The sequence below is a fragment of the Neisseria sp. P0022.S010 genome, assembly GCF_051956635.1.
The window spans coordinates 1-468 of sequence record NZ_JBQCXF010000875.1 but is presented as its reverse complement, the minus strand read 5'-3'; the positions used below and the strand labels follow the sequence as shown (position 1 = coordinate 468).

Genomic DNA, 468 nt, shown 5'->3' with positions numbered 1-468 from the left:
ATATAAGCACAAACCTGGTATAAAGCCTAGAGATTCAGTTGAAGGACATATTCAACTAGTTGAACAACTTAAAGAAACTTTGAAAAAACATAAACAATGGTTAAATGATAATTGCGATGATTTACCTCCACCATCCCCTGGTAGATGTACCTCACCTTCTTCAGTGCCTAATAGTCAAACCCAAGAAAATTTGAAAACTGTGGGGAAAGCAGCGGGAACCGCCGCTGCAATCTACATAGGGTATAAAATTGTAAGAGCTGTTGCTATATCATTTGTTGCCACCCCCGTAGCAGGAGCTGGTAGTTTAGCATTGCCCTAATTTTAAAATATAAAGGCTATGAAAATTAATTATAAAATAATTAATGCAATGAGCAATCTAGAAATAATTAAATATTTACACTCATTAGAAAATAAAAAGGATTTACAAGATGCTTTGGAATATATTTCTCTAAACTTAGATAGCACAAT

Annotated in this window: 1 protein-coding gene; it reads left to right on the top strand. The window is 33.8% G+C overall.

The window, feature by feature from the left end:
• Positions 1-319 (top strand): hypothetical protein (locus ACTHUT_RS21880; protein ID WP_440419920.1); only part of this gene is annotated, 319 nt, incomplete at its 5' end.
• Positions 320-468 lie beyond the last annotated feature (149 nt).